This window comes from Streptomyces sp. NPDC051582 (assembly GCF_040681715.1).
Classification (GTDB): domain Bacteria; phylum Actinomycetota; class Actinomycetes; order Streptomycetales; family Streptomycetaceae; genus Streptomyces.
Genome location: NZ_JBFAZJ010000016.1, coordinates 1 through 24,400 on the forward strand (window position 1 = coordinate 1; position 24,400 = coordinate 24,400).

The window sequence follows — 24,400 nt, forward strand, 5'->3', positions numbered from 1 at the left end:
GCGTCGATTCCCTCCTCCGCCTCGCGATCGCACGCACCAGACCCCGCCGACCCCTCCCTCCCGGGCGGACGACGCCACTTTGACGACACTCCCTAGGCGCCCCCCGGGGCGGTTCCCGGGAGCGGGCGCCTCAGCGGGTCGGCCGTTCGGCCGCCCGTACGGCGCCCGCCAGGGCGATCCAAACGAGCAGCACCACCGCCGGCGCCAGGGCCCAGCGCGGTCCGTGGTGGATCGTCAGCAGCCCGCCCGCCAGCGCCCCGCAGAACAGGACCGCCACGGAGACGCCCCTCCGTACGGCGGCCCTGTCCCACGGGTCGGCGGCCAGGCCCGTCAGCGTCCGGGTGACCACGGTGGTGGTCAGATCCGGCACGCCCAGCCGGTGCACGACGGCGTTCTGCAAGCCCATGCCGAGCGCCAGCAGCCCCACGACCGCCAGCGTCCCCGCCCCGGCCGCCGACACGGCGAGCGCCGCGGCCACCAGCACGGCCTGCGCCGCGACCAGCGGCGCGAACGTCCGCGCCGGCTCCCGGCCCCGGCGCAGCCGCCCGCCGGCCGTCGCGCCGGCCAGGAACGCGCCGAGCGCCAGCAGGGAGGCCGTGGCCGACAGCTGGCGGTCCCCGGCGAGCGCGAACCCGAGGAAGGCCACGTTGCCCGTCATGTTCGCCACGAAGGTGTGGTCGAGCCCGAGGTAGCTCACCGCGTCGACCACCCCGCTCACGAAGGTGAGCGCGACCAGCAGCGCCGGCAGCACCCCGTGCGGCCCGTGCCCGCCCTCGGGCCCCGGCGGGAAGAGCAGCGCGGTCAGCCGCCGCAGCATCCCGGGCCGGCCCGCACCGGCCGTCACCGCGGCGGACCCGCCGCCCCGGGCCCGGCGGTTCGGGCCAGCAGTGCGAGTTGCAGCCGGTTCGCGGCGCCCAGCTCGGCCAGCATCCGGCCGACCAGATCCCGTACGGCGCCCTGCGCCCTCCCCAGCCGCTCGCCGATCTCCCGGTTCGACAGCCCCTCGGCGACCAGGCCCAGCACCTCTGCCTCCCGCGGCGGCAGCAGGTCCAGCCGCTCCCTGGCCCGCCGGCTCCGCGCCGCGGCCGGAGCGCCCAAGCCCTCCAGGACCTGCCGCAGCGCCTCCGGGGACAGCACGGCGTCCCCGTCCCGTACGGAGCGCAGGGCGGCGAGCAGCTCCTCGCGCGGGGTGTCCTTGCGGAGGAAGGCGTCCGCGCCGAGGGCCAGGGCCCGCTCCACGTCCGCGTCGAGCCCGAGACCCGTCATGAGGACGATGTGCGCGGCCGCCTCCGCGGCGTCCGGTTCCGGTGCGCGCAGCTCCGCCGTGGCCTCGACGCCGTCCAGCCCGGGCATGCGCAGGTCCAGCAGCAGGATGTCCGGCAGGTGCGCCCGTACGGCCTCCACCGCCTCGTGCCCGTCGCCGGCCTCGGCCACCACGTGGAATTCCCCCGTCGACTCGACGGACGTCCGCAGCGCCCTGCGGACGACGGGTTCGTCGTCGGCGAGGACCACCCGCCCCACGTGGCCGAACTCCATGCACCAACCCCGTTCCGAAAGGGACTTCCGGGGAGAAACCGTACCCGCCGAACGAGCGGCATCGGCGGAACGACCCGGCGTCCCGGGACGGCTTCCGGGGCCGTTGTCCGTGCTCCTCAGTAGGGTCCCTCCCATGGCATACACATTCCAGGTGACCATCGACTCCGCCGACCCGCACCCCCTCGCCGACTGGTGGGCCGAGGCCCTCGGGTGGGAAGTGGAGCCGACCGACGAGGAGTTCATCCGCAAGATGGTGGCCGAGGGCCAGGCCTCCGAAGAGGACACCACCACCCACCGCGGGGCCCTCGTCTGGAAGGTCGGCGCCGCCATCCGCCACCCCGAGGGGATCGAGCGCGCACCCCGGGTCCTCTTCCAGCTCGTCCCCGAGTCCAAGACGGTCAAGAACCGGGTCCACCTGGACGTCCGCACCGGCTCCGACGATCCGAAGCAGGTCGTCGAGCGCCTGATCGCGAAGGGTGCCCGCCACCTCCACGACAGCAGCCAGGGGCCGTACACCTGGACCACGCTCGCCGATCCCGAGGGCAATGAGCTCTGCGTCTCGCACTGACCTTCCGGCGCCGGTGTCCGGTCCCGGAGCCTGCGGCCCCGGGACACAACCGGCGGGGCCACGAAGCCCCCCGGACCAGCGATAATTCGGTACCGGGCCACGCCTCCCGCACGTGAGAATGAGCCATCTCGAACCGGGAGGAACCCATGGGCCAGAGCCAGGCCTACCCGACCCTGCACGACCTGCTGCCGCGCCAGGAGCTGGCGGCCGCCATCGACGCCGGGTACGTGACCCGCAAGTCGCACCCCGAACTGCCGCTGTCCATCTACACCTACACGCGGACGGCGCAGTACGAGCACGTCTGGAACCGGGTCACCGTGCGCTGCCGCGGACTCGTCGCCGACGACGACACCGGCGCGATCGTCGCCCTGCCGCTGCCGAAGTTCTTCAACGTCGGCGAGCACGAGTCCGGCCGGCCGTACGCACCGGCCCTGCCCGACGAGCCGTTCGAGGTCTACGACAAGGTCGACGGCAGCCTCGCCGTGGTCTTCCACTACGCGGGCAGCTGGCGCGTCGCCTCCAAGGGATCCTTCATCAGCACCCAGGCCGCCCGGGGCCAGCGCCACCTCGACGGCCGCGACACCTCGGCCCTGGTCCCCGGCGTGACCTACCTCGCCGAGATCCTCTACCCGCAGAACCGTATCGTCGTCGACTACGGCGACCGCCGGGACCTGGTGCTCCTCGCCGCGTTCGAGACGGACGGCACCGAGGTCCCGCTCGCCGAGGCGGCGGTCCACTGGCAGGGCATCGGCTCCGTCGTCACGGTGTGGCCCGCCATGCCGCTCGCCGAACTGCTGGCGCTGGCCGAGTCGAACACCCTGCCCGGCGGCGAGAACGCGGCCGGTACCGACGCCGAGGGCTTCGTGCTGCGGTTCGCCTCCGGCGTGCGCGCGAAGGCCAAACTGTCCGAGTACGTCCGCCTGCACAAGCTGGTCACCGGCGTCACCGAACGGGACATCTGGCGCACCTACGGCATCGAGCGCTTCGCCGGCCTGCCCGCCAAGGATCTGGCGCAGGGCCTGAACTGCTCCGCCGCCGACATCGAGGCTTCGGGAGGCAAGCCGCTCGAAGCGCTGCTCCAGCAGGTGCCGGACGAGTTCGACAGCTGGGTGCGCGCGGTGGTCGCCCGTCTGGAGGACGCGGCGGCCGAGCGCGAACGCGCCATCGACGAGGCGTATGCACGGCTGGCCCATCTGGCGGGGGACCGGGGCGCGTTCGCCCGAGCCGCCAAGGCGCTGCCCGACCCCCGGATCCGCGCCGCGGTGTTCCTGCGCCTGGACAGCCGGTCCACCGAGCTCGTCGTATGGCGGCAGGTGCGGCCCGAGGCGTCCGACCCCTTCACGACCGATGAGGAGAACTGACCAGTGTCCGAAGACCCCGCCCGCCCCGTCGTCCACGTCATGACGGGGCTGCCGGCCTCGGGGAAGACGACGGCCGCGCGCGCCCTGCAGGCCGAGGCCGCCGGCCGGATGCGCCGCGTCAACCTCGACGACCTGCGGGCCATGCTCGACCTGCCCGACCCGGAGCGCGGCCGCTCGTACCGGCACGAGCAGACCGTCCTGGCGGTCCAGGACGCGGCCGTCCGGGCGGCCGTCGAGGGCGGGTTCGACGTGGTCGTGGACAACACGCACCTGACCTCGAACATCCCCAAGCGGCTCAAGGCGGCGGTCGCCGGGCTCGCGACCTTCGTCGTGCACGATTTCACCGACGTGCCGGTGGAGGAGTGCCTGCGCCGGGACGCCGCGCGGGAGCGGCCGGTCGGCGAGGAGATCATCCGGATATTGAACGAGAAGCACCTGAGCGCCAAGAAGGGCGGCTGGCGGCTCACCGAGCAGTGGCTGAACGACCAGCCCGTGGTCGAGCCCTACGTGCCCGACCCGGCGCTGCCCTCCGCGGTGATGTGCGACATCGACGGCACGCTCGCGCTGACCGGCGACCGCAGCCCGTACGACTTCTCGCGCTGCGAGATCGACGCGCTCAACGAGCCGGTGCGGTACGCGCTGGACGCCTTCCGGCGCGCCGACGGCGACACGATCGTGCTGCTGTCCGGGCGCGGGGAGGAGCACCGGCCGCAGACGCAGGCGTGGCTGCGCCGGCACGAGGTGCCGTACGACGAGCTGTGGATGCGGCCGCTCGGCGACACGCGCCGAGACGACGTGGTGAAGGCGGAGCTGTTCGACGCCCACGTGCGCCACCGGTACGCGGTGCGGGTGTCGCTCGACGACCGGGACCGGGTGGTCGCGGTCTGGCGCCGGATGGGCCTGCCGACCTGGCAGGTCAACTACGGCGACTTCTAGCAGCCCGAGGCGCCGCCTGGCTGCCCATACTGGGAGCATGAGCGTGTTGATCGTGGACGCCGCGAACGTCGTCGGATGCGTACCGGACGGCTGGTGGCGGGACCGGCGGGGCGCGGCCGAGCGGCTGCGCGACCGCCTCGCGGAGCGGGACCGGGCCGCGGGCGGGGAGTTCGAGGGGATCGGGGCGGTCGAGGAGATCGTCCTCGTCGTCGAGGGCGCGGCCCGGGGCATCGAGTCCGTGCCCGGAGTACGGGTGGACCCTGCGCCCGGCAGCGGTGACGACCGGATCGTGGAACTGGCCGCCGCCCACGCGGAGCGCGGCTGCGTCGTGGTCACGGCGGACCGGGAACTGCGCGAGCGGGTCCGGGCGTACGGGGCGCGGTGTGTGGGGCCGCGGACCGTACGCCCGGCGGACTGACCGTCCGGTGCGGGGACCGGGAGGTCAGTCGCACCACTCCACGCGGTCGAGGTTCTTCACGTAACGGGCGGTGACCCAGGCCTGCTTGCGGTCCTTGTCGTTCATCACGTCCATGCGGTCCCGCGCCGGCCCACCGTCCGAGGCGTCCGTGCCGTCCTCCCTGCCCGAGGCCTCCGGCCGGCCCATGGGATCCCGGCCGTCCCGCTCCTTGACGTGGAGGAGGTACCAGATGTCGTTGCCGTCCACCTTCTCGCCGCGCACCTTGCACTCGATGGCGACCTTGTGGTCCGGCTTCACGTGCCCGACGGACTTCGAGCGGCTGGTCGGCTTGGAGCGGAGCGTCAGCGGCGCGTGCGAGACGACCTTGCCGACGGAGTACTCCCTGCCCTGGTAGCTGCCGGCCTGGTCGCCGTCCGGTTCGAGAACGACCAGTTCCTGCGACGGGCCGTCGGCCATCGGGCCCTCGTCCGCCACGGCGGCGCCCGCCCCGGCCCCGCCGAGCACCAGGCTTGCGGCGGCGAGAGCGAGGATGGTCCTGGTGGGCTTCCGCATGTGCAGGCTCCTCTGCGAAGACATCCGCCCGGCCGCGGTGGACCGCGGGCCGGGGTGGCGGCCAGTCGGCTGCCACGGTCGACTATGGCCAGAGGGGGTCGGGCAGCCCCGGTGACTCACCGTCGTTTAGCCCGAAATGCCCAATAAGCGCCTTATTATCGCTAAGGTCGGATCATCGGGACATCATCCGGTCGAGGCACCCATTCGAGGGACTCCCGTGCCCCGTACATCTGGCTAGCATTCCTGTCATGCAGATCAGCAACGGCGTGCTGGCCGGCGCGGTTCCCGGCGTGGTGTGGATCAAGAGCAGTGCCAGCGTGGGCAACGGCAACTGCGTGGAAGTGGCCTCCCTCGCGGGCGGTGACGTGGCGGTGCGGAACTCGCGGTTCCCCGACGGCCCGGCGCTGGTGTTCACCGCCGCCGAGATCGAGGCGTTCCTGCGCGGCGCCAAAGACGCGGAATTCGACCACCTGACGGGATGACGACGGGGGCCGTACGGCTCCCCGCGAAGCCGGAGCACGAGGGGGTGGACCGATGGGCGGCGATCGGGTCCGGGCGGCGGCCGACCGCATGCTGGGGAGGGAGCTGCGCAGGTGCCGTGAGGCCCGTGGCCTCACCCTGCGGCAGGTGGCACCGGTCATCCGCGGCTCGGTGTCGAAGATCAGCAGACTGGAGCGCGGCGAGAGCCCGCCCAGACCGCGCGACGTACGCGACCTCGCCCGCCACTACGGCGTCGACGCCGAGGAGATGCGCGCGCTGGAACGGCTCCTGGAACACGCGCGGCACTCCGAGTGGTACGAGCAGTTCGGCGATGTCACCCCCGATTTCCTCAAGCGCCTGATCCAACTGGAGGGCGATGCCGAGGAGATCTGCGTCTACGAGAACCTCGTGGTTCCCGGCATCCTCCAGACCCGCGCCTACTCCCGGCACACGGTGCGGGCGGTCATGCCGGGAGCCGGCCGCGAGGAGGTCGACCGGGTCGTCGAACTGCGCGCAGAACGGCAACTGCGCCTGATGGACCGGCCGCTGCCCAAGGTGACCGCCCTGCTGGAGGAAGGCGTACTGCACCGCCGCTGCGGGAACGCCGCCGTGATGGACGAGCAGCTGACCCACCTGCTGCGGGCCGGGGACCGCGGCAAGGTGAGCATCCGGATCCTGCCGATGGCCCGCGCCTGCGGGGCCACACCGCCCTATGCCATCACCCACCTGCGGTTCCGCGACGGGGAGCACGCCGAACTGGCGTACGTGGAGCACATCAACGGCGCGACCTACGTGACCCGGCCGCGCGCCCTCGACGACTACCGCGACGCCCTGGCCGGCCTGCGCCGCGCGGCGGCGGCGGAGGAGGAGAGCGTCGAGCTGATCCTCGCGGCGCGGCGCCGGTTCAGCGCCGGAGAACTCCGGGTGGGCTGAACGCCCGCCCGAAGGCCCGCTCCCGAGGGGGCCGGTGATCGTACGCGGGCCGTGCCCGCCCCCGAACGGGCACGGCCGCGCGGCGGGGCCCCGGGGGGCAGGGCCGGTGCCGGCTCGGGCCGGCTGAAGGGAATCTACGCGCGCCGCCCGGCGGCCTCGCCCATCCAGGGGGTGAAATCCGCCTACCCCCCAGGGGAGTCACCCTGTACAACCGGGGGTGTACTCAAGGGGGGTGACGTGCAGCTGTCCGCACATCCGGCGATGGTCCGGCTCCGAGCCGTGCTTCCGGCCGTCGGCGAGATCGTGTACGCCATCGGCTCGCTGTGGATCTCGGCCACCATGCTCCGCAACTGGCCCGACCCCCAGGACTACTGGCGCGACACCGACGCATGGGCCTACGCGCTGCTCGCCGCGATCTACCTGCCGCTCGTCCTCCGCCGGCGCTACCCGGTCGCGATCCTGGTCAGCACCGCCCTCTGCGTCGCCTGCTACTTCACCCTCGGCTACTACCACGTCGTCGCCGTATGCGGCCTGGCGCTCGCGCTGTACACCGTGGCCTCGCTCCGAGACCGGCGAGTTTCGGCCAGATGTGCGGCCGGTGCCCTGCTCGTCCTGCTCTGGGGCACCCGGCTCGCCGAACCGGGCATCGGACCGCTCAGCGTCGGCTTCGTCACCGTCACCACCATCGTCTGCCGGGTGACGGGTGACGGCTCCCGCCGACTGCGCGAGCTCACCTTGCAACTGCGCCGGGAGCAGGTGGAGAAGGCCCGGCGGGCCGTCATGGAGGAGCGCATCCAGATCGCCCGCGAACTGCACGACGTCATCGCCCACCACGTCTCGGTGATCTCCGTCCAGACCGGCCTCGCCGGGTACGTGTTCTCCCTCCGACCCGCCGACCGCCCGCCGGGCCCTGGACACCATCGGGGACAGCGCCCACGAGGCCCTGGCGGAGATGCGCCGGATGCTGGTCGTGCTCCGGGACGACGGCCGGGCGCCCGCGGGGCCGGAGACGGCCCGGGGCGCCGGGCTCGGACGACTCGACGAACTGGTCGAACGGGTCGGCGAGGCCGGTGTCCCCGTCGAGGTGTCGATCACGGGGACCGCATACCCGCTGCCGCCGGGGATCGACCTGTGCGCGTACCGCGTCGTACAGGAGGCACTCACCAACGTGATCAAGCACGCCCCGGCGGCGCGCACCACCGTCCGCGTCCACTACGGCGAGGACGAGGTCCGCGTACGGGTCAAGGACGACGGCAGCGCCCGCGCGGCGGCCCGTACGGGGGCGCGCGTTTCGGCCGCCGCCCCCGGCGGCACCGGTCAGGGCTTGATCGGCATGCGCGAGCGGGCCACGATCTACCACGGCACGGTGACCGCCGCACCGGCTCCGGGAGGCGGTTTCGAAGTCAGCCTCCGGGTCCCGGTGCCCCGGGCCGCCGCCGAGGCCCGGGCACGGAGAGAGTAGAAGAGGCGCCATGCTGCGTGTGCTCGTCGTCGACGACCAGTTCCTGATCCGCTCCGGGCTGACCGCGCTCCTGGGCGCCGCGCCCGGCATCGAGATCGCCGGTGAGGCGGCGGACGGCGAGGAGGCCGTCCGGCTCGCGGCCGAGACCCGCCCCGACGTCGTCCTGATGGACATTCGCATGCCGGGCACCGACGGGATCACCGCCACCGGGCGGATCCTCGCCGAGGCCGACGCCCGGGCCGCCTCCGAGGCCGGTGCGGATGCCGGTGCGGATGCCGACGGGGGTGCCGACGGGGGTGCCGACGGGAGTGCCGGGCGGGCCCGCCCCAAGGTGCTCGTGCTGACGACCTTCGACTCCGACGAGTACGTCTTCCGGGCCCTGCGCGTCGGCGCGAGCGGGTTCCTGCTGAAGGACACCCCGCCCGACCGGCTGCTCGCCGCCATCGCCACCGTGCACGCCGGCGAGATGCTGTTCAGCCCCAGGGCGCTCCAGGGGATCATCGCCGCGTACGCCGCCCCCGTCGCCCGGGACCCGCACCCGGGACTGGCGGCCCTGACCCCGCGCGAACGCGAGGTGCTCGGCCTGGTCGGCGCCGGCCTGTCCAACGCCGACATCGCCGAGCGGCTCGTGCTCAGCGCCGCCACCGTCAAGACGCACGTGCACCGCTGCATGAGCAAGCTCGGGGCGTCCAGCCGCGCCCAGGCCGTGGTCCTGGCCCACGAATCGGGACTCGTCGCCCGGCCGTCCTGACGCGGACGCGGAAGCGGACGCCGCCGCCGACACGTGCGCCGGAGGCGGCCGGAACGGGCCCCCTCCGGATGCGCGGGCCCGCGCCCGCGCCCAGAGTGGTTGCCATGGGTATCGAAGATTACAGCGGCGGCCCCGGGGCCCAGCAGACCGGCGTCCTGGTCGTGACGACGAACGACGTTCCCGGGTACCGGGTCGAGCAGGTCATCGGTGAGGTCTTCGGCCTCACCGTCCGCTCCCGCCACCTCGGCAGCCAGATCGGCGCGGGCCTGAAGTCGATGATCGGCGGCGAGCTGAAGGGCCTGACCAAGACCCTGGTGGAGACCCGCAACCAGGCCATGGAACGGCTCATCGAAGCGGCGAAGGCCCGCGGCGGGAACGCCGTCCTGATGATGCGCTTCGACGTGACCGAGGCCGCCGACGTCGGGACCGAGGTGTGCGCGTACGGGACGGCCGTGGTGATCACCCCGGCCGCCTCCTGATCCCCGGCACCCCCACCACCCCCACCACCCCCACCACCCCCACCACCCCCACCACCCCCACCACCCCCCCTTCACCCACCTCCGTAAGTCCAGGACGGGGCTCCGCTTTGTCCATGGGCCTGCGCGGGCGCGGTCCGCAAGCTGACAGGTCAGTGAGCGGACCGCGGGCCTCCGTGCCGTGCGGTCTTCCGCCCAGGAAGCACCGACCCCCGGAGGCCCGATGCGCACCCCCCTCTGGCCGACCGCAGCCGCGGTCGCCGGTCTCCTCGCCACCCTGGTCGTCTCCGTGCCCGCGGCCTCGGCCGCCGGTCCCGCCGCAGCCGCCGGCGCACCCGTGACGATCAGCTCGCCCGAGCTGTCCGTCAGCGTCGACAGCGGCTTCCCCCGGGTCGTCGGCTACACCCGGCGGGCCACCGGCGACGTCCTGGACGGCAACGAGGACACGCTGAGCACGGTCCTCGTCGACGGCACCGCCTACACCCCCACCGTGACCTCGACGCGCTCCGCCTCCGCCGTGGACTACGTGCTGTCCTTCTCCGGGGTGACCATCAGATCCCGGCTCTCGGTGACCGGTTCGGTCGTGGAGTTCAAGGTCACGGCGATCGAGGACACCGCCGCCCTGCGCGTCCACAGCCTCGCGATCCCGGACCACACCCTCGTCAGCGTCCGCAGCGACCAGCCCGGCGCCGCGCTGGCCACAGCGAACATGTACACCGCCACCACCGGCACCGGGGACACCTTCACCCCCGTCACCGCGAACACCCCGGTCGACCCCGCCGCGACGACGGTGATGTACGCGCTGGCCAACACCGCGAAGCTGGCCGCGGCCATCGACTCCAACTCCCTCTACGACACCCCCTCCGGCGGCACGGCCCGGGAGAACGGCCGGATCAGCGAGCGGGTCACCGACAAGGGGACCCACCGCCGCGCCGGACTGTGGAGCGGGGCCTGGCTCCACCGGGCCGCGGGCGCCGCCGACACGGACACCGAGCCGCTCCCGTACGCGCGGATCGCGATCACCGGGGACCGCAACGGCGACGGGGCCGTCGACTGGCAGGACGCCGCCGTCGCCTACCGCGACATCTGGACCCCGCCCACCGGCTGGCAGCAGACCGCCGACCGGGTCGTGCAGCGCATCCCGTTCAACTTCGCCTCCCAGGCCACCCACCCCTTCGCCGAGACCCTCGACGAGACCAAGCGCGTCAGCCTCGCCACGGACGGCCTCGGCCAGTTCGTCCTCCTCAAGGGATACGCCTCCGAGGGCCACGACTCCGCGCACATGGACTACAAGAACATCGGCTCCAACCAGGGCGGCGTGGCCGGCCTGAACGCCCTCACCACCGCCGGGCACGCCTACAACGCCGACTTCGGGGTCCACGTCAACGCCACCGAGGAGTACCCGGTCTCCGCCACCTTCGACCCGGCCCGTCAGAGCGGGGGAGCGGGCTGGGACTGGCTCGACCAGTCGTACTACGTGGACACCCGCAAGGACGGCCAGTCCGGCGACCGGCTGAAGCGGCTCCAGGACCTCAAGGCGGCCGCGCCCGGACTCGACTTCCTGTACGTGGACGTCTGGTACGGGGACGGGTACGTGTCCCGCAAACTCCAGCGCGAGATAGGCGGCCTCGGGTTCCAGCTCGCCACCGAGTTCCCCAACACCCTGACCGAACAGTCCCTCTGGCACCACTGGGCCGCCGACGTCGACTACGGCGGCAGCGACCTCAAGGGCATCAACTCCACGATCGCCCGCTTCATCGCCAACCACACGAAGGACGACTGGATCGCGGCGAACCCGCTGCTCGGCGGCGCCGAACTCGCCGCGTACGAGGGCTGGCAGGGCAAGAAGGACTACCCAGCCTTCCTGAACACCACCTTCGCCGTCAACCTGCCGACCAAGTACCTCCAGGAATCCCCGATCGTGAAGTGGACGGCCGACACGGTCACCCTCGCGAACGGCACCACCGCCACCACCGCCGGCGGCGCCCGGAAGATCACCACCGCCGGGCGCACCGTCCTCAGCGGCGGGAGCTACCTGCTCCCGCGCGACGGAAAGCTCTACCACTGGAACGACAAGGGCGGCTCCAGCACCTGGACCCTGCCCGCCGGCTGGTCCGCGCCGCGGCTGTACAAGCTGACCGACACCGGGCGGCAGCCGGCCGGCGACCTCACCGTCAGCGGCGGCCAGGTCACGATCAACGCCGCCGCGAAGACCGCCTACGTCGTCACCGACGGCGCCGCGCCCGCCCAGGGCGACCCGAACTGGGGCGAGGCGACCGCGGTCAAGGACCCCTCCTTCTACGCGGGCGATCTGAACGTCTGGACGGTGACCGGGACCGGCGCCGCAGTCACCCGCAACACCCAGGGCCAGAGCGAGCTCACCTTCGCCGCCGGGACCGCCCCGACCGTCTCCCAGCAGCTCACCGGCCTGACCCCCGGCACGTACGCCGCCTCCGTGTGGGTCTCCACCCCGACGGGCCGGGCGGCGACCCTGACCGTCGCCCCGGCGGCCGGCGCCCCCGTATCCGTGTACGCCGACTCCTCGCCGCTGACGAACGACCTGGGCGGCAGCGAGAAGAACGGCACCGGGATGCAGCGCATGAAGGTGCTCTTCGACGTACCGGCCGGACAGTCCTCGGCCACCCTCAAGCTGTCCGCCGCGGCCGGCTCCGGCACCGTCCACCTGGACGACGTGCGGGTGGTCCGTTCGGCCCGCACCCCGCTCTCCGGCCACTGGTTCACCGAGGACTTCGAGAACGTGGACGCCGGCTGGGGCCCCTTCGCCTTCGGCGGGGCCGGCGGCTCGGCCACCGACCCGCGCACGCACATCGCCCAGCGCAACGCCCCTTTCACCCAGGCGGGTTGGAGGGGCAAGCTCGTCGACGACGTGATCTCCGGGCAGAACTCGCTCAAATCGCACGAGGAGCGCCAGGGCCTGGTCTACCGCACCCTTCCGCAGACGCTGCGGCTCACCCCGGGCCGCTCGTACAAGGTCAGCTTCGGCTATGAGAGCGGCTTCTCGGGCGACTACCGGTTCATCACCGGCTCCGGCGGCACCGAGACGGCGACCGCGCTGAACCAGGCGCGGACGGCGACCACCTTCACCAAGACCTTCACCGCCGGGGCCGACGCCTGGATCGGCATCCGCAAGGTCACCGCCGAAGGCTCCCACGACGAGGCGGACTTCATCCTCGACGACCTCGCGATCGACGACCTCGGGCCGGCGGGCGGTGGTGAACGCCTCGTCCCGCAGGGGCAGATGGGCGTGGAGGCCGTCGACAGCCAGGAGACCGCCGGCGAGAACGGCAGCGCCGCCAACGTACTGGACGGCGACCCCGCCACCATCTGGCACACCCAGTGGTACGCGGCCACCGCGCCGATGCCGCACGAGATCACCCTCGACCTGGGGAGGTGGGCGGCAACCCCTGGACCTCGGTCGCGGAGCTCAACATCGGCTATCTGCCCTGAGGCCGGGGAAGCGTCGACTGCTGCCGGCGGAAGCGGACGGGCGCCATGCCCACCCTGCGGCTGAACAGCCTGCTGAAATAGGCCGCATCCTCGTACCCGACCCGCCGGGCGATCCCCGCGACCGGCAGGTCGGTCCGGGCCAGCAGCTCCTTCGCCCGGCTGAGCCTGATCCCGAGGAGGTACTCCTTGACCCCCTCCCCGGTGCTGCGCCGCACGGCCGCGCGCAGCTCGGGCAGGGGGATCCCGAGCCGGGCCGCGTGCTCGGCCACCGGGATCGGCAGCAGCGCGTCGCGGGCCAGGGCGTCCATCACCGCGTCCCCGTGCCGGGACACCTCGGCGCGGGCGTAGCGCAGGGCCACGAGCAGTCCGTGGACGGCCGCGGCGGCCTCCACCTCCAGCAGCGGTCCGCCGCGCCGGGCCGCGCGTACGATCCCGTCGACCACGTGCCGTACGCCCTCCGTCCCGCTCAGCGGCACCAGCGGGCGGTCCGGGGTGACGTAGCCGAGGTCGGTGTACGCCTCGACGCCGCGCCCCGCGAAGTCCACGAAGCACTCGTCCCAGCCCGTCTCCGGGTCCGGTCCGTAGTGGTGCTCCACGCCCGGCACCAGCCACAGCAGCGCGGGCGCGGCCACCGGCTGCGGCGGTCGCCCGCCGTGGCTGAACCAGCCCCGCCCCCGGGTGACGACCACGGCGACGTGGTGGTCCAGGGCCCGGGGTCCGACCACCGGCAGCAGGCCCTGCTGCACCCCGACGCCGAGACAGACCAGGCCCAGGCGCCGGTGGTTGGCGGTGGGGGAGAAGTACCGCATCCAGCTGCTGTACGGGGGCTTCGGCATCTGCGGATTGTGATCCACCGGGCCGGGCCCCCTCAAGGGGACGCGGGAGCCCGCTCCTCGTGCGGCCGCGGCCGGCTCGGCACGGGCCCACGTCGGGGGCCGCGGAGCCCGGCCGCCAGCCCGGCGACCACCACGACCAGGCCCAGCCAGACCGGCGGCCCGGGCGTCCCCCCGCCGCACAGCGCCCCGATGGCGGCCGCGGCGAGGGGGGCGACCCCGGTCAGCAGTCCGGCACGGCCGGCGCCCACGGCGGCCACCGTGCGGTACCAGAGGAGGAAGGCCACCGCGGTGACCATGACGGCGAGGTACCCGGCGGCCGCCCACCGGGCCGGCCCGAGGGACAGCACGTCCGCCGGGCGCTCGGTGAGCAGCGTCAGGACCGCCAGCAGCACGGCCCCCATCCACACCGCGTGTACGGAGACTCCCCACGGGCCGTGCCGGCGCAGTACGGGTACGGCGAGCAGGGTGAACGCGGCCTCACAGGCCAGGGCGAGCGCCGCCCAGGACACTCCCGCGGCGTCCGTCCGGCCCGTGCCCTCCACGAGGACGGCCCCGGCGACGACCACGACGGCCGCCACCAGGATCCGGCGGCTGGGCCTGCGGCCCTCCAGCAGCGGACCGAGCACGCCGAGGAGAACCGGTACGGAGGCCACCGCGACGGCGATGACGGCCGGTTCGGCGTGCGCGACCCCTCGGACGACGGCCACGTTGAACAGCACGAGCCCGGTCGCCGCGATTCCGGCCAGCCACAGCCACTCCCGGCCGCGCGGACGCAGGACGGGTACCCGCGCGACCCGGGCGAACACGATCAGGAGGAGCGTGGCGGCCGCGTAGCGGACGGCCTGGGTGGCGAACAGCGGGGCGTGGACCAGGGAGCGCGAAACGCAGACGCTGCTGCCGACCAGCACCATGCCGAGGGCGCCGGGGGCGAGGTCGCGCAGCGGGCCGCGCGGGCGGGGAGCGGAGGTGTTCATGAGGTTCAGGCTCTGTCAGCATTGGACCCGTGGACAGTGCCGATGAGGAGCGATCCGAGGGGTCCGAAAGGCCCGTACGCGCCGCCGCCACCGGCTCGGACTTCCTCCAGCTCGACCTGGACCAGGCCCCGCCGGGTGGCCGCACCGAGTGGCTGACGGCACGCATCCGGGCCGCCATCGCCGACGGCACCCTCCCGCTGGGCAGCCGGCTCCCGTCGAGCCGGGTGCTGGCGGCGGAGCTCGGCGTCACCCGGGGCCTGGTCACGGAGGCCTACCAGCGCCTGGCGGACGCGGGCCAGGTCCAGGGCAGCGGCCGCTCGGGCACGCGGGTGGTGGCCGTCCCGCTGCCTCCGCCCATCCCGACGGGAGGGCCCGGACAGTCCCCGCCGGGTACGGGTGGGCCGTTCGGGCCGGGGGCCGACGGGCCGCTGGTCGACGTACTGCGGGCCGTGCCGTGCCGGATCGACCTTTCGCCGGGGATGCCCGACCTGACCGCCTTTCCGCGTACCGCCTGGCTCCAGGCCGAGCGGCGCGTGCTCGCGGGGCTCACGGCCGCCGACTTCGGGTACGGCAACCCGCAGGGCGCCGCCGCGCTGCGGGCGGCGGTCACCGGCTGGCTCGCCCGCAACCGCGGGATCCGCGCCGACCCCGACGAGGTCGTGATCGTCGCGGGGGTGGCCCAGGCGCTCGCCCTGGTGGCGCACGTCCTGCGCGAACGCGGCGTGCGCAAGGTCGCGGTCGAGGACCCCGGCTCGCTCGGGGCGCGACAGCAATTGGAGTACGGACGGCTGGAGACCGTACCGGTGCCCGTGGACGAGCGCGGGCTGGACACCGCCGCGCTGCGGGCGAGCGGAGCCCGCGCGGTGCTGCTGACCCCGGCGCACCAGTTCCCGACCGGGGTCGTCCTCGACGGAAAGCGCCGCCGGGAGCTGCTCGGCTGGGCGGCGGCCGGGGGACTGGTCGTCGAGGACGACTACGACGCCGAGCACCGCTACGACCGGGCGCCCGTCCCCGCCCTGCGCGCCCTGCTGCCCGAAGGGGTCTGTTACGCCGGGAGCGTGTCCAAACTGCTCGCCCCGGCGCTGCGGCTCGGCTGGCTGCTGGTCCCGCCGCGCCTGCACGACGCGGTGGTCGCCGCGAAGCGCTACGCCGACCTCGGCAATCCGGTCCTCGCCCAGCTGGTGCTGGCCCGGCTGATGGACTCGGGCGAGCTGGAGCGCCACCTGCGCTTCGTCCGGCGCCGTCACCGCCGCCGCCGGGACGCCATGCTCCGGGCCATCGCCCGGCACCTGCCGGGGGCCCGGGTCCACGGCGCGGCGGCGGGCCTGCACCTGGTCGTGACCTTCGACGGCGCGGACTTCGAGGACACCGCCCTGGCGGCCGCGGCCCTGGAGCTCGGGGTCAAGGCCCACCCCCTGTCCTGGCACCGCGTACGGCCGGGCGCCCCCGGACTGGTCCTCGGCTACGCGGCGGGCCCGCCGGGCGAACTGGAAGAGGGCACCGCCCTCCTCGGCCGCGCCCTGTCCCGCCTCCGCTGAGGGCGGCCCCCTCCGAAGGCGCGGAAGCGGAACTTTATGCTCAGCTGCATGCACCACGCGTCCGTCCCCGACATCACCGTGATCATCGCCGTCTACAACGCGATGCCCTACCTGAACGAGTGCCTCGACTCCGCGCTCGGGCAGAGCCTCGGCGTCGAGCGGCTGGAGGTCATCGCCGTCGACGACGGCTCCACGGACGGCAGTGGCGCCGAGCTGGACCGCTACGCCGCCCGGTACCCCCAGCTGCGCGTCCTGCACCAGCCGAACTCCGGCGGCCCCGGCGGCCCCCGCAACCGGGCCCTCGACCTGGCCCGCGGCCGGTACGTCTTCGTCCTCGACGCCGACGACCACCTGGGCCCCGAGGCCCTGGAGCGGCTCCTGGACATGGCCGAGGCCCAGGACAGCGACGTCGTGCTCGCCAAGCAGGTCGGGCTCGGCCGGCCGGTGTCGGACAAGGCCCACCGGCACGCCGAGGAGGCCGGTCTCCACACCTCCGAGGTCTACCGCTCCCTCCACTCGGCCAAGCTGATGCGCCGCCGGATCATCGAGGACGCCCGCCTGCGCTACCCGGAGGACCTCTGGTACGGCGAGGACCAGGTCTTCGTGACCGAGGTGTACCTGGCAGCCGGGAAGATCTCGGTCGTCGGCGACTACGACTGCTACTTCCTGCGCCGCCGCGAGGACGGGCAGAACATCACCGCGCGCCCCCGCACCGCGGCCGAGACGGTGGCTCACATCGAGCGCGTCATGGCCCTGGTCGCCGAGCGGGTGCAGGACCCGGTCGGGCGGCGCCGGATGCTCGGCCGGCACTTCCGCAGCCTGCTGCGCACGGCGCTTCGGCCGGCCGTCGAGGCGCGCCACGACAACCCCGGCTTCACCGCCGAGGTGTACGAGCGGGCTCGGGCGCTGGTGCAGACGTACTGGCGGCCGGAGATGGGCGGCGAGCTGCCGACCGTCGACTGGATCCGGCTGTACGCCTTCGCCTGCGGCCCGCTGCCCGCCTTCGAGCAGCTGATGGAGTACGACCCGGCCCTGGAGCCGGCGCCGCGGGAGATCGTCGACGACGGCCGCGTGTACCGCTGCTACCCGCTGTTCCGCGACCCGGCGGCGGGACTGCCGGACGTGCTCTTCGACGTGACCGACAAGCTCAAGACGCAGCACCGGCTGGCGTCGCTGACCTGGCAGGGCAGCCGAGTACGGCTGACCGGGCACGCGTACGTCCAGTCGCTCGGGACCGGCCGCATGGAGACCGAGCTCGTGCTGCGGTCGAGGGAGACGGGCGACGAGCACCTCGTGCCCGCTCTGGCCCGGCCGGCCCCGGAGCTCACCGAGCAGAACCCGGAGCTGATGATGGCCGGGTTCCTGGCGGAGCTCGACCTGGCCACGCCGGCCGGCGGCGGGCCGATATCCCCCGGCACCTGGGACTGCTTCCTGAACGTACGGGTGGACGGGGTCACGCGCACCGTCCGGCTCGGCCGCCGGCACGCCCCGGAGCTGGACCGGACGGCCCGCCGGGCCAAGGTCCTGGCCCGCGACGCGGGCGGCGCCACGGAACTGACGGCCGCCGCCTTCTTCACGACGTACGGGAATCTGAGCTTCGAGGTGGTCCGCAGGATCCCGCTGCCGACAGCCTGAGAAAAATTCTTCGGAATCGGCGGCAACCTCCCGGGGGGTCGCGCGTCGTGCGGGGGTGAAGGGCGGCATTGCGAGCCCTGCACCGGATGTGACCGTGACCCGACCGTGGAGAACCACTGTGATGAACCTGAAGCGCGTCCCCTCGACCGTCCGCCGGGCGGCCGTCACCGCTGCCGCCGCCGGGGCGGTCCTCGCGCTCGCCGGACCCGCCTTCGCCGCACAGGCCGCCTCGGCCACCCCGTCGCCCGCCCCCAGCACCTCGCCGACCGCCCAGCCCACCCCCTCTCGGAGCGTCCCGCCGACCGCCCAGCCCACCCCCTCTCGGAGCGTCCCGCCGACCGCCCAGCCCACCCCCTCGCGCAGCGTCCCGCCCACGGCGGCGCCGAGCGTCCAGCCGACGGGCGGGACCGACGCGGTGCCCACCGCCGCGCCCTCGCCGGCCGGGGACGAGCTCGCGAAGACCGGTTCGTCCGCGACCACCGCCGCCATCGGGGGCGGGGCCGCCGCCCTCATAGCCGCCGGGGCCGGCACGCTCTACGCCGTCCGGCGCCGCGCCAACGGTTAGGAACCCAGGACTCCAGTGCTCCATCTCGTACCACCAGCACCATCCGCACGCCCCGTCATGCTCGGCTTCGGCCGGTCGTGGCGGGGCCGGCGGTCGTGGCGGGGCCTGTGGTCGGCGGTGCTGCGCCGCGAGCGCACGACCCCGCCGCGGTCCGCGCAGCCTTACGGGCAGGGGACCGCGTACGGGGCCCGGGCGGGGGCGGGTGCCGGGTACGACGGCGACGCGCCGCAGCCCACCGTCACCGAGCTCTACCACGCGCACCGGCTGCGCATGGTCCGGCTGGCGGTGCTCCTCGTCGACGACCTGGCCACCGCCGAGGACGTGGTCCAGGACGCCTTCACGGCCCTGTACCGGCGCCACGGGGAGCAGATCAGCGAGGTCGACAACGCGCTCGGCTACCTGCGGACCGCCGTCGTCAACACCTCCCGGTCCGTGCTGCGCCGCCGCCGCACGGCCCGCGCGTGGACGCCGCCCGCGGCGGCCGAGGTGCCGTCCGCGGAGGACCACGTCGTCCTCGACGAGGCACACCGCGAGGTCCTCGCCGCACTCGCCCGGCTGACCCCGCGCCGCCGCCAGGTCCTCGTACTGCGCTACTGGGCCGAACTCAGCGAGGCGGAGATAGCGACCACCCTCGGGATCAGCCGGGGCGCGGTGAAGTCGAACGCGAGCCGCGCCCTGGACGCGCTGGAACGGATTCTGGAGGGACGGACATGACGCACGGCGAACGCCCCGTCGAACGCAGGCTGCGCCAGGCCCTCGACGCCCGCGCGGCCGGGGTCACCGTCCGCGAGCTGCGCCCCGCGCAGCCGCCGGGTCTGCCCGCCGGGCGGCTGCCCGCCGCGCGACTGCGGATGAGCCTGCGCCGGTACGCGCTGCCGCTCGCGGGACTGGCCGCGGCCGCCGCCGCGGTGACCGGGTACCTCGTACTGGGCCCGGACCCGTCCCCGCCCCGGCCGGTGCCGCCTGCCTCGCCCCCCGAGATCACCGGCCCCGGGCCGACACCGGATTCCGGTACGGGAACCGGCAGCCCGCGTCCGTCGGTGGCGCCGTCCCCGCTGCCCTCCACGGCCCCCGGGACGCGTTCGGCGCACCCGCCCGAGGCGACGCCGACCCCGTCGGGGGCGCGCTCGCCGCTCACGCCGTCGAGGTCGCCGTCCACCGCCCCGTCGTCCACCCCGGTCCGTTCCTCCCCGCCCCCGAGCCCCAGCGCCTCCAAGGGCTAGGGGGTGTTCTCCACTGCCGCGACCAGCGGGGCGAGTTCCGGGTTGCGGCCGGCCTCGGCCAGCGCCTCGCGCAGCGCGCCGTCGTTGGTCGGCCGGGCGGCGGCCAGCAGGGCCAGGCCGGCCTCGCTCACGTCGGTGTAGATGCCCCGGCGGTCCGTATCGCAGATGTAGCGGTTGAGCAGCCCGCGGTCCTCAAGCCGGCTGACCAGCCGGGTGGTCGCGCTCTGGCTGAGCACCACCGAGTCGGCCACCTGATGCATCCGCAGGTGGCCGCCGGGGCCGCTGTGCTGGCGGCTCAGGACGTCCAGCAGCGAGTACTCGCGCACGCTCAGCCCGTGTCCGGCCTGCAGGGCCCGCTCGATGTGGGACTCGATCCGCCCGTGCAGCAGGGAGAGGGCGCACCAGCCCTGGGCGAGGCCGGTGAGTGCGCTGTCGGTGGCCGTCATGGCTGCTCCCTGCTCCTTCACACCGCTTCCGGTGTTCCCGTACCGCGTACCCGTGTTCCCACGGGTGCCCTCCCAGGATAGGTCACCCGCGCAATAGCCCGCGCTTGCAATTATCCCGCGTCTGCAATTAATGTGGACGCACGTAAGCGGCGCTGGCAAGTGCTGCGAAACCGCACCACCACCTCCCCTGAAGGGCACTCCCCTCATGCCTCTCGCACTCCTCGCCCTGGCCATCGGGGCCTTCGGGATCGGCACCACCGAATTCGTGATCATGGGTCTGCTCCCCGAGGTCGCCGCCGACTACGGCACCTCGATCCCCACTGCCGGCTTCCTGGTCACCGGATACGCCCTCGGCGTCGTCCTCGGGGCCCCGCTCATGACCGTCCTCGGCACCCGCGTCCCCCGCAAGCGCATGTTGATGCTGCTCATGGGCCTGTTCATCGCGGGCAACGTGATCTCCGCGCTCGCCCCCGCCTTCGGCGTCATGCTCGCCGGGCGCGTCGTCGCCTCCCTCGCCCACGGCGCCTTCTTCGGCATCGGTTCGGTGGTGGCCGCCGGGCTCGTCGCCCCCGAGAAGAAGGCCGGAGCGATCGCCATGATGTTCACGGGCCTGACCGTCGCCAACGTCGTCGGCGTCCCGCTCGGCACCCTGGTCGGCCAGAGCCTCGGCTGGCGCGTCACCTTCCTGATCGTCGCCGCCCTCGGCGTCCTCGGCCTGGTGGGCATCGCCAGGCTGGTCCCCGAGCTGCCCCGCCCCGAGGGCGTCCGGATCCGCCACGAGCTGGCCGCCTTCCGCAACGTCCAGGTGCTGCTCGCGATGGCGATGACCGTCCTCGGCTTCGGCGGCGTCTTCGCCGCGATCACCTACATCACGCCGATGATGACCAACGCGGCCGGGTTCGCCGACACCTCCGTGACCTGGCTGCTCGTGCTCTTCGGCCTCGGCATGGTCGCCGGCAACCTCATCGGCGGCCGGTTCGCCGACCGCGCCCTGATGCCCATGCTGTACGTGTCCCTGGGCGCCCTGGCCGTCGTCCTGGCCGTGTTCACCGTCACCGCCCATCACAAGATCGCCGCCGCCGCCACGATCGTGCTGATCGGCGCGCTGGGCTTCGCGACCGTGCCGCCGCTGCAGAAGCGCGTGCTCGACCAGGCCGCCGGCGCCCCCACCCTGGCCTCCGCCGTCAACATCGGCGCCTTCAACCTCGGCAACGCGCTCGCCGCCTGGCTGGGCGGGCTCGTCATCGCCGCCGGGCTGGGCTGGACCGCCCCGAACTGGGTCGGCGCCGCGCTCGCCGCCTCCGCCCTGGTCCTCGCCCTCGTCTCCGGCGGACTGGAGCGCCGTACGGCCGCCCGCGCGGGCGCCGGGGGCCGGGTCGTGGCGGGCGGAGCCGCGAGCGCCGCCCCCGTACCCGTCCACCACTGATCCACCACCCATCGTTCCCTTCCCCCCCGCACCTCGATTCAGGAGAGCCCGCATGGCCGCCACCACCACTCCCGCCCGTACCGCCGTCGCCCCGCTGACCACCGAGGACGCCGAGCTGCTCGTCTCCGCCGCCCGCGCCGCCGCCGAGGGGGCCGGGGCCACGGTCAGCGTCACCGTCCTCGACGCGGGCGGCCACCTGCTCGCCTTCCGCCGCGACGACCGGGCCGTGCTGATCTCCGGCGAGACCAGCACCCGCAAGGCCTTCACGGCCCTCCAGCTCGACGCCCCGACCGCGGACCTCGTCGGCGCCGTCCAGCCCGGCGGGCCCTTCCACACCCTGCCCACCGCCCTCGACCGGCCGCTGCTGTTCATCGCGGGCGGGCTGCCCGTCCACCGCGACGGCCGCCTCATCGGCGCCGTCGGCGTCGGCGGCGGCGCCCCCGACCAGGACCACGGCTTCGCCGCGGCCGCCCTCGACGCGCTGGTCTGACGCTTCCCGCCCGGCCTCCGGGTCGCGCGCCCGGGTCCCCCGTGCCAGGTTGGTACGGGGGACAGGGGTGCATGATGCGAGAGTCGATTCAGGTCAGGTCCGGTCAGGTCGGGTCCATGCGGGGCAGGTCCATGAGGGTCAGGTCCATGAGGGTCAGGTCCGGGAAGCCCAGGCGGAGCCACGCCATCGCGACGGCGGTCGCCGCCGCGCTGGTCACCCTCGCCGTACCCGGGTGCACGGCCGCTTCCGAGGAGCCCCGCGGTTCCGGGGAGGCCAGCGCCACCGGCTCCGCCGCCACGGTGTCCGCACCCACCGCCCCGCCCCCCTCACCCACCCCGTCGTACGCGCTGTCCAGCGCCCCGCGCACCATCCCGGCCGTACGGGAGCACACCCCGGCCCGCGGCCCCGGCTGGAAGCCGGCGGCCGGTGCGCGGGTCGTCGTACCGCCCGCGAACGCCGCGGCCCTCGCCGACGAGGGAAAACTGCTCGCCGGTGAATTGCGCATGGGCTTCGCCGAGACGGCCGACGCGCGTCCGGGAGACGTGGAACTGGCCCTCGGCGCCAAGAACTCCGGGGCGCCCGAGTCGTACACGCTCACCGTGCAGGGCAACCGGGTGCGGGTCACCGGCCCCGACGAAGCCGGGGTCTTCTACGGCACCCGCACCCTCAAACAGGCGGTGAAGTCCGCGGGTTCGGCCCCCGAGGGCACGGTGCGCGACGCCCCGGCCAAGCCCCAGCGCGGTCTGAACCTCGACATAGCGCGCAAGAACTTCACCGTCGGCTGGATCGAGGACGAGCTGCGCCGCATGGCCGACCTCAAGCTCAACCAGCTCGGCCTGCACTTCTCGGACGACCAGGCCTTCCGGATCCAGTCCGACACCCACCCCGAGATCGTCTCCACGCCCCACCTCAGCAAGGCCGAGGTCCGGCAGATCAACGCCCTCGCAGCCCGCCTGCACATCACGGTCGTCCCCGAACTCGATTCGCCGGGCCACCTGGGCGCCGTGCTGCGCGCCTACCCCGCCCTCCAGCTGCGCGACGTACAGGGCAGGGCCGTGAAGGGCGCCGTGGACATATCGAACCCGGCCTCGGCCAAGCTCATCGACGAACTGCTCCGCGAGTACCTGCCGTTGTTCCCCGGCGCGTTCTGGCACCTGGGCGCCGACGAGTACCAGGCGCTGGTCTACCGCGACCCGCAGGCCTCCTTCCCGCAGCTCGCGCAGGCGGCGCGGCAGAAGTACGGGCCCTCGGCGCGCATCCAGGACCTGGCGGAGGGCTGGCTGAACGACCGGGCGGACGTGGTGCGTCCGGCCGGCAAGGTGCCCAAGGCGTGGAACGACGGCTTCTTCACCGGGGGCGTGGTCCAGGCGGCCAAGGACATCCAGGTCGAGTACTGGACCGGCAAGGAGAACGGGGCCCGGCCGCCGCTGGAGTACCTGCGGGAGGGCCGCAAGCTGGTCAACCTGAACGACGAGTACCTCTACTACGTGCTCGGTCAGCCCAACCAGTTCACCTATCCCACCGGCAAGCGCATCTACGAGCAGTGGACCCCGCTCGTCCTGCGCGGCACGACCCCGGTGCCCGCGCAGTACGCGGCGCAGATACTCGGCGCCCGGCTCGCCGTGTGGTGCGACCTGGCCGGAGCCCAGACCCAGGCCCAGGTCGCCGAAGGGATACGGCTGCCGCTCGCGGCGCTCGCCCAGAAGGTCTGGGACGCCCGCCCGCCGCAGCCCGCCTGGCCCGAGTTCAAGGCGCTGGCCGACCGGCTCCAGCCGCCGGGCTGACCCGGTCCGGGTGGCGCCGGATATTCGCTGGCCGGACCGGAGCCCGCGTTGCTTGGATGCGGGGATGAACAGTGAGCTTCCGGACGGCCATGAGCTGTCCACCGACCCCGCCCGCCTCGACGCCGAGCTGGTCCACCGCTGGCTGTCGCAAGACGCGTACTGGGCCCTGGGACGCAGCAGGGAGAAGCACGACCGGGCCGTCGAGCAATCCCTGAACTTCGGGGTCTACGAAACCGTTTCGGGTGCTCAGGTGGGCTATGCCCGCGTCGTCACCGATCTGGCCACCTTCGGCTGGCTGTGCGACGTCTACATCGACCGGGCCGCCCGCGGCAAGGGCCTGGGCACGATCCTCGTCGCCGCGATCCGCGACCACCTGGCCCCGTACGGGCTGCGCCGGGTGATGCTCGCGACGGCCGATGCGCACGCCGTGTACGCCAAGGTCGGGTACGCGCCGCTGGCGGACGGGGAGAAGTGGATGCTGTACGGCGAGCAGTAGGAGAGCGGTCGCCCGCCGGAGGCCTGGCAGCACCTCCCAGAGCCCC

25 protein-coding genes and 1 pseudogene are annotated in these 24,400 nt (G+C 73.8%); 20 read left to right on the top strand and 6 right to left on the bottom strand.

Translation table 11 applies throughout. The annotated features are described in order from the left end of the window. Positions 1 to 130 precede the first annotated feature (130 nt). Positions 131 to 844, bottom strand: a complete 714-nt coding sequence (locus AB0M92_RS21270) for a YoaK family protein (RefSeq protein ID WP_366103809.1) — start codon at positions 842 to 844, stop codon at positions 131 to 133. Then, on the bottom strand, positions 841 to 1,536 hold the full coding sequence (locus AB0M92_RS21275) for a response regulator transcription factor (RefSeq protein ID WP_366103810.1): 696 nt from the start codon (positions 1,534 to 1,536) through the stop codon (positions 841 to 843). Before AB0M92_RS21275 ends, AB0M92_RS21270 begins: the two co-directional genes overlap by 4 nt. A 133-nt stretch (positions 1,537 to 1,669) precedes the next feature. Here AB0M92_RS21275 and AB0M92_RS21280 point away from each other — a divergent pair, with 133 nt between their 5' ends. The 4 genes from AB0M92_RS21280 (at position 1,670) to AB0M92_RS21295 (ending at position 4,819) form a co-directional block, all read left to right on the top strand. Next, the gene (locus tag AB0M92_RS21280; protein WP_366103811.1) at positions 1,670 to 2,104 is read left to right on the top strand and encodes a VOC family protein; all 435 of its coding nucleotides are present in this window, start codon (positions 1,670 to 1,672) and stop codon (positions 2,102 to 2,104) included. A gap of 146 nt (positions 2,105 to 2,250) precedes the next feature. After that, positions 2,251 to 3,465, top strand: coding sequence for a T4 RnlA family RNA ligase (locus AB0M92_RS21285; RefSeq protein ID WP_366103812.1), 1,215 nt, complete (start codon positions 2,251 to 2,253; stop codon positions 3,463 to 3,465). Between the two features lie 3 nt (positions 3,466 to 3,468). Further along, positions 3,469 to 4,401, top strand: coding sequence for an AAA family ATPase (locus tag AB0M92_RS21290; RefSeq protein ID WP_366103813.1), 933 nt, complete (start codon positions 3,469 to 3,471; stop codon positions 4,399 to 4,401). 37 nt (positions 4,402 to 4,438) lie between these two features. Beyond that, on the top strand, positions 4,439 to 4,819 hold the full coding sequence (locus tag AB0M92_RS21295) for an NTP pyrophosphohydrolase (protein ID WP_366103814.1): 381 nt from the start codon (positions 4,439 to 4,441) through the stop codon (positions 4,817 to 4,819). Positions 4,820 to 4,843: 24 nt separating this feature from the next. Here the strand turns inward: AB0M92_RS21295 and AB0M92_RS21300 are convergent, their stop codons facing one another. Beyond that, positions 4,844 to 5,371, bottom strand: a complete 528-nt coding sequence (locus tag AB0M92_RS21300; RefSeq protein WP_366103815.1) for a hypothetical protein — start codon at positions 5,369 to 5,371, stop codon at positions 4,844 to 4,846. Positions 5,372 to 5,619: 248 nt separating this feature from the next. Between AB0M92_RS21300 and AB0M92_RS21305 the strand changes: the two genes are divergently transcribed. The 7 genes and pseudogenes from AB0M92_RS21305 to AB0M92_RS21335 all read left to right on the top strand — a co-directional run bounded on the left by AB0M92_RS21305 (position 5,620) and on the right by AB0M92_RS21335 (position 13,005). Further along, positions 5,620 to 5,853 (top strand): DUF397 domain-containing protein, encoded by a 234-nt coding sequence (locus AB0M92_RS21305; protein WP_366103816.1) that lies wholly within the window; start codon positions 5,620 to 5,622, stop codon positions 5,851 to 5,853. A gap of 88 nt (positions 5,854 to 5,941) precedes the next feature. Continuing rightward, positions 5,942 to 6,784 (top strand): helix-turn-helix transcriptional regulator, encoded by an 843-nt coding sequence (locus tag AB0M92_RS21310; RefSeq protein ID WP_366103966.1) that lies wholly within the window; start codon positions 5,942 to 5,944, stop codon positions 6,782 to 6,784. Positions 6,785 to 7,564: 780 nt separating this feature from the next. Next, positions 7,565 to 7,621 (top strand): annotated as a pseudogene (locus tag AB0M92_RS21315) (histidine kinase); the annotation flags it as partial. A gap of 124 nt (positions 7,622 to 7,745) precedes the next feature. Beyond that, the gene (locus AB0M92_RS21320) at positions 7,746 to 8,246 is read left to right on the top strand and encodes an ATP-binding protein (protein ID WP_366103817.1); all 501 of its coding nucleotides are present in this window, start codon (positions 7,746 to 7,748) and stop codon (positions 8,244 to 8,246) included. A gap of 10 nt (positions 8,247 to 8,256) precedes the next feature. Further along, positions 8,257 to 8,997: a response regulator transcription factor gene (locus AB0M92_RS21325; protein WP_366103818.1), complete on the top strand. Its 741-nt coding sequence runs from the start codon at positions 8,257 to 8,259 to the stop codon at positions 8,995 to 8,997. Between the two features lie 104 nt (positions 8,998 to 9,101). Further along, positions 9,102 to 9,476, top strand: coding sequence for a YbjQ family protein (locus AB0M92_RS21330; RefSeq protein ID WP_053689141.1), 375 nt, complete (start codon positions 9,102 to 9,104; stop codon positions 9,474 to 9,476). Positions 9,477 to 9,696: 220 nt separating this feature from the next. Continuing rightward, the gene (locus AB0M92_RS21335; protein ID WP_366103819.1) at positions 9,697 to 13,005 is read left to right on the top strand and encodes an endo-alpha-N-acetylgalactosaminidase family protein; all 3,309 of its coding nucleotides are present in this window, start codon (positions 9,697 to 9,699) and stop codon (positions 13,003 to 13,005) included. On the opposite strand, the gene AB0M92_RS21340 is transcribed toward AB0M92_RS21335, so the two are convergent. Together AB0M92_RS21340 and AB0M92_RS21345 are read right to left on the bottom strand one after the other, a co-directional pair. Then, positions 12,929 to 13,777: an AraC family transcriptional regulator gene (locus tag AB0M92_RS21340; RefSeq protein WP_366103820.1), complete on the bottom strand. Its 849-nt coding sequence runs from the start codon at positions 13,775 to 13,777 to the stop codon at positions 12,929 to 12,931. The two genes, AB0M92_RS21335 and AB0M92_RS21340, sit on opposite strands and share 77 nt — an antisense overlap. Positions 13,778 to 13,809: 32 nt before the next feature. Then, entirely contained in the window at positions 13,810 to 14,751 is a 942-nt protein-coding gene (locus AB0M92_RS21345) for an EamA family transporter (protein ID WP_366103821.1), read from the bottom strand. 29 nt (positions 14,752 to 14,780) lie between these two features. Between AB0M92_RS21345 and AB0M92_RS21350 the strand changes: the two genes are divergently transcribed. The 5 genes from AB0M92_RS21350 (at position 14,781) to AB0M92_RS21370 (ending at position 19,712) form a co-directional block, all read left to right on the top strand. Further along, a complete protein-coding gene (locus AB0M92_RS21350) occupies positions 14,781 to 16,289 on the top strand; it encodes a PLP-dependent aminotransferase family protein (protein ID WP_366103822.1) in 1,509 nt (502 codons plus the stop codon). A gap of 48 nt (positions 16,290 to 16,337) precedes the next feature. Continuing rightward, the gene (locus tag AB0M92_RS21355) at positions 16,338 to 17,924 is read left to right on the top strand and encodes a glycosyltransferase (RefSeq protein ID WP_366103823.1); all 1,587 of its coding nucleotides are present in this window, start codon (positions 16,338 to 16,340) and stop codon (positions 17,922 to 17,924) included. A gap of 121 nt (positions 17,925 to 18,045) precedes the next feature. Then, entirely contained in the window at positions 18,046 to 18,489 is a 444-nt protein-coding gene (locus AB0M92_RS21360; RefSeq protein WP_366103824.1) for an LAETG motif-containing sortase-dependent surface protein, read from the top strand. Positions 18,490 to 18,546: 57 nt separating this feature from the next. Next, the gene (locus AB0M92_RS21365; protein WP_366103825.1) at positions 18,547 to 19,203 is read left to right on the top strand and encodes a SigE family RNA polymerase sigma factor; all 657 of its coding nucleotides are present in this window, start codon (positions 18,547 to 18,549) and stop codon (positions 19,201 to 19,203) included. After that, positions 19,200 to 19,712: a hypothetical protein gene (locus AB0M92_RS21370; protein WP_366103826.1), complete on the top strand. Its 513-nt coding sequence runs from the start codon at positions 19,200 to 19,202 to the stop codon at positions 19,710 to 19,712. The genes AB0M92_RS21365 and AB0M92_RS21370 overlap by 4 nt, the downstream gene beginning before the upstream one ends. On the opposite strand, the gene AB0M92_RS21375 is transcribed toward AB0M92_RS21370, so the two are convergent. Next, the gene (locus AB0M92_RS21375) at positions 19,709 to 20,158 is read right to left on the bottom strand and encodes a MarR family transcriptional regulator (protein WP_366103827.1); all 450 of its coding nucleotides are present in this window, start codon (positions 20,156 to 20,158) and stop codon (positions 19,709 to 19,711) included. The two genes, AB0M92_RS21370 and AB0M92_RS21375, sit on opposite strands and share 4 nt — an antisense overlap. 205 nt (positions 20,159 to 20,363) lie before the next feature. Between AB0M92_RS21375 and AB0M92_RS21380 the strand changes: the two genes are divergently transcribed. The 4 genes from AB0M92_RS21380 (at position 20,364) to AB0M92_RS21395 (ending at position 24,354) form a co-directional block, all read left to right on the top strand. After that, positions 20,364 to 21,584, top strand: coding sequence for an MFS transporter (locus AB0M92_RS21380; protein WP_366103828.1), 1,221 nt, complete (start codon positions 20,364 to 20,366; stop codon positions 21,582 to 21,584). A 52-nt stretch (positions 21,585 to 21,636) separates the two neighbouring features. Beyond that, a complete protein-coding gene (locus tag AB0M92_RS21385; RefSeq protein ID WP_366103829.1) occupies positions 21,637 to 22,074 on the top strand; it encodes a heme-binding protein in 438 nt (145 codons plus the stop codon). 146 nt (positions 22,075 to 22,220) lie between these two features. Beyond that, positions 22,221 to 23,858, top strand: a complete 1,638-nt coding sequence (locus AB0M92_RS21390) for a glycoside hydrolase family 20 protein (RefSeq protein ID WP_366103830.1) — start codon at positions 22,221 to 22,223, stop codon at positions 23,856 to 23,858. Positions 23,859 to 23,922: 64 nt separating this feature from the next. Then, the gene (locus AB0M92_RS21395) at positions 23,923 to 24,354 is read left to right on the top strand and encodes a GNAT family N-acetyltransferase (RefSeq protein ID WP_366103831.1); all 432 of its coding nucleotides are present in this window, start codon (positions 23,923 to 23,925) and stop codon (positions 24,352 to 24,354) included. Positions 24,355 to 24,400 lie beyond the last annotated feature (46 nt).